Source organism: Marisediminitalea alba (assembly GCF_002993365.1).
Classification (GTDB): Bacteria; Pseudomonadota; Gammaproteobacteria; order Enterobacterales; family Alteromonadaceae; genus Alteromonas; species Alteromonas alba.
Genome location: NZ_PVNP01000017.1, coordinates 1 through 4,582 on the forward strand (window position 1 = coordinate 1; position 4,582 = coordinate 4,582).

Below are 4,582 nucleotides of genomic sequence, written 5' to 3' on the forward strand. Positions count from 1 at the left end.
GGCGGGAGGTGTTAAGGTGATAGATAAAGTCTTTCATATTCAGAATGTTAACGCCTATCACAGCCGTCTGAAAGCGTGGATGAAACGGTTTCACGGAGTAGCCACAAAATACTTGGAACACTACCTGGGTTGGTTCAGGTTTATGGATAATTCAGAAAACCTTAACGAAAACAGGCTCTTTTCGATTCAACAACAGTTAATCCGAACATAGCCTTAATTATTATTTAATAGCGGTTCCGTATTTGGTGTTCTTAGTGTCTGGATTATTGCAGCATGAAGTGTCGGGCAACGATTTTGGCTTTTCCATATCACAAGGCATCGCTAATAATTTGCCACTTTTGCTATGTGTTTACTTGTTTGGTAAATCAGGTGAAACATGTAGCGGTGCATAAGAATGTCCTAAAGGCACAACTGTTCTGATAATGCCGGTTTAACGATGAAATTAAAATGCTGTGGTAAATATAAAAACTGGAAATTTTCAGGTTCGGTCAGTTTTCTGGACATGTTTGGGCTGACTATTCTGCTAGCGTTTTACCTGTTTGCTATTTCCGCAATCAGCATTGTTGTGGGGAGTCTTTTTTATTCAGTCATCATGGCCTTTTTTGAGTTTGGCCAATTCAGGTTTCTGTTAGAGTTTGGCGTTGAGTTTACGCTTTTTATCGTGTTCTTAATAAAGTCACTGGGAAAGTTTCTGCATGCTTGTAGTTATTTGCTCAACTACAGGTTAACTATCAGGCAGCGATGTTCGGTATGTGGCAGCGCCAATACCTTGCTGGATGTGCCGAAAAATACCGACCCGTTTTAGCGGAATTAATTTCGGGCAATATAACTAAGAAATGCAACAGTCCGGGCGATGCTTCGGCTCATTCATAATGGTAGTTAAGCTCAATACTACGTTGCTTCACAGGGAATTTATGTCAAAGGTTACATTAAAGGGCTTCATTTTAGTGCCTGCGTCAGATCTTGAAGTAGTAAAGCAAGCGTTGGTAAAGCATAAGCAGCTCACGCTGGAAGAGCCTGGCTGCATTACCTTTAAAGTTGTTGAAAATAAAAAGGATCCGCTTCGTTTTGATGTTTATGAAGAGTTCACGAGTCAAAGCGCTTTTGAGCAACATCAGCAAAGAGTAAGAGATTCTGACTGGGGTAAGGTTACCGTTAACGTTGAACGTCATTACCAAATTTTTAAATAACTGTTGTTGCTTCATTTTCCTGGCAACCGTTCCAAGCCATCGCCACTATCTTCCAGACAATATCGATAACCCCCTACATAACAACATTTTGTAAGAATTCTTGTGCTCTTCACCCTGCATAATAAAAAGTTGATATAGTCTGTTGAAATATTCACGTTACTCAGCCTGTCTTTATAACTACATAGGCTGAACGCTCTGCCTGCGGCGTGGCCACCGAGAGTCTTAAATATTATTGCGCGCTTCATAGCGTGATGATGTTATGCCATTTTCATAGCGGGTCAGGAAGCGCATTTTTTAAAAGGAGTTTTAAGTGAGAGTCTTCAAATGGCTGGTGTCGTCTGTACTTTTGATTACCGTTGTTATTGTAGCCGTTGGCTACCTGTATCTTTACATCCTTCCTACCGGGCCAGAAAGAACCGAAGCAAAACCTTTTGCCACAGGTAAAGACAGCTTTGTCATTAACGCCTATCAACATACCGATCGCAAAACCATCAGAGTCTGGACATACAAACCAGCAGAGTGGACCCCTGCAAATCCGGTACTGTTTGTTATGCATGGCATGGGCAGAAATGCGGAGGATTATCTCGATGCATGGACAGAGCTTGCCGAGCAGAAAAGAATAATGCTGATTGCCCCCGAATTTGCCAGTAAGTTCTATCGGGTCATTACGAATGACTATCAGGAAGGCAATTTAGAAAGTTATTTTGGGTGGCAAAACCCCGAAAATGAGTGGGCTTTTACGGTGGTGGAAAATATTTTTGACCATGTGAATAACGTAAACGGGCTTTCGCTGGATGGTTACCACATTTTCGGGCATTCGGCCGGCGGTCAGTTTGTTCAGCGCATGGTGGCAATGAAGCCGCAGTCCCGTATTAAAAAAGCCATAGCAGCCAACGCCGGCACGTATTCGTTTATGGATGAAATGGTGCCTTACCCTTACGGACTGGGTGACGTTAATTATAATCTGCAGGGTTCTTTTGCTAAACATCTGGTGGTGCTTCTTGGTGAGCTGGATAACAATGCCCAACAAGGGCAGCTGGACCAAACCGAAATGGCAATGGAGCAGGGGCCTAATCGGTTAGAACGGGGCTCAAACTTTTTTCAAGCGTCTAAAACCGTAGCAGGGGATAACGGCTTCGATTTTAACTGGCAGATACAGGTTGTGCCTGATGTTGGCCATGAGTATAAACGGATGTCTGAGGCGGCGGCAAAGCTCCTTTGAATAAGGATTGATGAGGCGCTCTGCCACTGGCAACTGATGGAGAAAACATGAGTAATCCGGGCAAGCTATTCTTTTTCTGCGGCAAAATGGGCGCGGGTAAATCCACCCGTTCCGGACTTGTTGCGCAAGACAATAACGCGCTGGTGATTGCAGAAGATGATTGGCTCACAGCGCATTACCCTGGGCTGATCCAAACCTTTGACGATTACATCAAATATTCAGCTCTAATCCGGCCATTTATTAAAAACCATGTACAGGGCTTACTTAGCCTCGGCGTGAATGTTGTGATGGATTTTCCTGCCAACACTGTAAAACAAAGAGCCTGGTTTACATCGCTGTGTACCGAAACACACAGTAAACACGAACTCTGGTATTTAGATGTTTCTGATGAACAGTGTTTAGCTCAAATTGCTCAACGTCGCGTTGAACAGCCGCAAAGAGCTAAATTTGATACAGAAGCGGTATTTCGCCAGGTCACCCGATACTTTGAAGCACCAACTGACAGCGAGAATCTCAATATAGTTCGCGTGACATGATACGACTATACGTTGCCAGTTTTGAAACCCCTGATGTTATCTATTTTAAGGTTTAAAAAATGAATAAAATCCTGCTCACGCTAGCGATTACTTTAATTTCTTTTTCGTCTTTTTCAGCAACCAGCAGATATGACATGGTGGCGAAAGAGTATGAACAGATTGCGCTTAAGGCGAACGTGGTAGAAGGCGCAAAGATGCAGGGCGTATGCCTGGTGCAGTTAAAAGAACTGACCTTCAAAAAGAAAAATGAATTTGATCCGATCTCTGAATGGGTAAACTATCGTTCGGTATCCTTACTCGAACAGTATTCTCCGTGCGAGGTGCTTATTATGTTAGAAGTGGCAAACGATATGATCCGGGATGAAAAGCAGTAAACAGATGGATTTACTTGTGAACAAGTGCTTACGGATTAGAAAATAACCGTGGAAATTATATTAATTCCATTGGGCATAATCGCTTTCTTCTTGTTTTTGCCTTTTGTTCTGGCTAAATGGACTGCGTCTGAAAAAACACATAATGCGCATCTTGCTAATGGCTTTAAGTCCGCGTTACCTCATTTAAGAAGCTTTCTGGGGATCGGCTTAATGCCATTGTTAGCCATCATCTGGAGCTACGATGCCTTTGAAAATCAGTATTTAAGTGCGGCCATCTTCTCTGCCACATTTTACCTTCTGGTGTTTATGCATGACGAGACGAAGGCATGCTTCAAAACGTTCAGGCAGTTTCGATATCTTACCCATGGCTATGTAGTTTCGGGATCCTTGGTTTGCTTATTTGTTTTTAATCTCTTGGGCGCTCTGATTTTAATATTCGCTTGCTTGTATTGGTTTTTACAGTGTTTGATATTTCTCGGCAAAAGCATTGAAGGTGGAACAGATTGAAGCTATCCCTGCCACCGGTTTGAGATGGCGAATAGTTAGCCATTAATAGTTAAGCTGGGTCACCGGGCAAAGTGTCAGTTAGCCACTAAGGACAGATAATGGTAGTTATTTACGGAATCAACAAACATCTCAACCCGATAAAGCGCGAATTGTCCGAGACTATCCACGCCTGCATGCAATCGGTTCTGGGTATGCCTGAAGATAAACGGGCACATCGAATTGTGCCACTTGATGAAAGTGATTTTTTCTATCCGGGTGGCAGAACAGAGGCATATACCGTCATCGAAATTAATATGATGAAGGGCAGAACGCCGGAAACCCAAAAGGCGTTGATCAAAGCGTTATTTAAGACCATTTCCTCTACTGTGGGTATTTCGCCTGTCGATATTGAAATTACCATCAAGGAGCAGGAAAAATATCAATGGGGATTTCGTGGTATGACCGGTGACGAAGCGGCGGATTTACAATATAAAGTGGATGTCTGATTACTGTTCAGGTCCTGAATCATCAGCACTCATTGGTTTAGCACCGTTTTTTCCATAGCATCAACAGGACAATTGCTTGTTTCCATTAGGCTATGTTCTGCTAAATTGTTGCTATACTGTATATGAATACAGTTATTGAGGGTTGATCATGNTCCCAGCACAATTTACAAAGCTTATAGCCGAGTTAGAACACTTAACAGATAGTCAAACCCGTTATGTTGAGAAGCTGCTGAAAGGCACTGATAGCGTCTCACAGTTGATAACAGAG

Annotated in this window: 7 protein-coding genes and 2 pseudogenes; all 9 read left to right on the top strand. The window is 42.8% G+C overall.

Translation table 11 applies throughout. From position 1 onward, the window contains the following. Window positions 1–211 (top strand): annotated as a pseudogene (locus C6Y40_RS02905) (IS1595 family transposase); the annotation flags it as partial. A 225-nt stretch (window positions 212–436) separates the two neighbouring features. Continuing rightward, window positions 437–805 carry a hypothetical protein gene (locus C6Y40_RS02910; RefSeq protein WP_105933266.1) on the top strand — a complete coding sequence of 123 codons (369 nt, stop codon included), beginning with the start codon at window positions 437–439 and terminating at the stop codon, window positions 803–805. Between the two features lie 67 nt (window positions 806–872). Next, window positions 873–1,190: a putative quinol monooxygenase gene (locus tag C6Y40_RS02915; RefSeq protein WP_420836922.1), complete on the top strand. Its 318-nt coding sequence runs from the start codon at window positions 873–875 to the stop codon at window positions 1,188–1,190. Window positions 1,191–1,500: 310 nt separating this feature from the next. Further along, window positions 1,501–2,412 carry an alpha/beta hydrolase family protein gene (locus C6Y40_RS02920; RefSeq protein WP_105933268.1) on the top strand — a complete coding sequence of 304 codons (912 nt, stop codon included), beginning with the start codon at window positions 1,501–1,503 and terminating at the stop codon, window positions 2,410–2,412. Window positions 2,413–2,459: 47 nt separating this feature from the next. After that, window positions 2,460–2,948: a P-loop nucleotide/nucleoside kinase family protein gene (locus C6Y40_RS02925; protein WP_105933269.1), complete on the top strand. Its 489-nt coding sequence runs from the start codon at window positions 2,460–2,462 to the stop codon at window positions 2,946–2,948. A gap of 59 nt (window positions 2,949–3,007) precedes the next feature. Continuing rightward, on the top strand, window positions 3,008–3,322 hold the full coding sequence (locus C6Y40_RS02930; RefSeq protein ID WP_105933270.1) for a hypothetical protein: 315 nt from the start codon (window positions 3,008–3,010) through the stop codon (window positions 3,320–3,322). A gap of 48 nt (window positions 3,323–3,370) precedes the next feature. Further along, window positions 3,371–3,829, top strand: a complete 459-nt coding sequence (locus C6Y40_RS02935) for a hypothetical protein (protein WP_105933271.1) — start codon at window positions 3,371–3,373, stop codon at window positions 3,827–3,829. A gap of 98 nt (window positions 3,830–3,927) precedes the next feature. Beyond that, on the top strand, window positions 3,928–4,314 hold the full coding sequence (locus C6Y40_RS02940; protein ID WP_105933272.1) for a tautomerase family protein: 387 nt from the start codon (window positions 3,928–3,930) through the stop codon (window positions 4,312–4,314). A gap of 152 nt (window positions 4,315–4,466) precedes the next feature. Beyond that, window positions 4,467–4,582: pseudogene (locus C6Y40_RS02945) on the top strand (IS1595 family transposase); the annotation flags it as partial.

What these genes read in the sequence shown, in the direction of transcription:
- C6Y40_RS02910 (WP_105933266.1), top strand. Translation starts at nt 437, where the DNA reads ATGAAATTAAAATGCTGTGGTAAATATAAAAACTGGAAATTTTCAGGT.
- C6Y40_RS02915 (WP_420836922.1), top strand. Translation starts at nt 873, where the DNA reads ATGGTAGTTAAGCTCAATACTACGTTGCTTCACAGGGAATTTATGTCA.
- C6Y40_RS02925 (WP_105933269.1), top strand. Translation starts at nt 2,460, where the DNA reads ATGAGTAATCCGGGCAAGCTATTCTTTTTCTGCGGCAAAATGGGCGCG.
- C6Y40_RS02930 (WP_105933270.1), top strand. Translation starts at nt 3,008, where the DNA reads ATGAATAAAATCCTGCTCACGCTAGCGATTACTTTAATTTCTTTTTCG.
- C6Y40_RS02940 (WP_105933272.1), top strand. Translation starts at nt 3,928, where the DNA reads ATGGTAGTTATTTACGGAATCAACAAACATCTCAACCCGATAAAGCGC.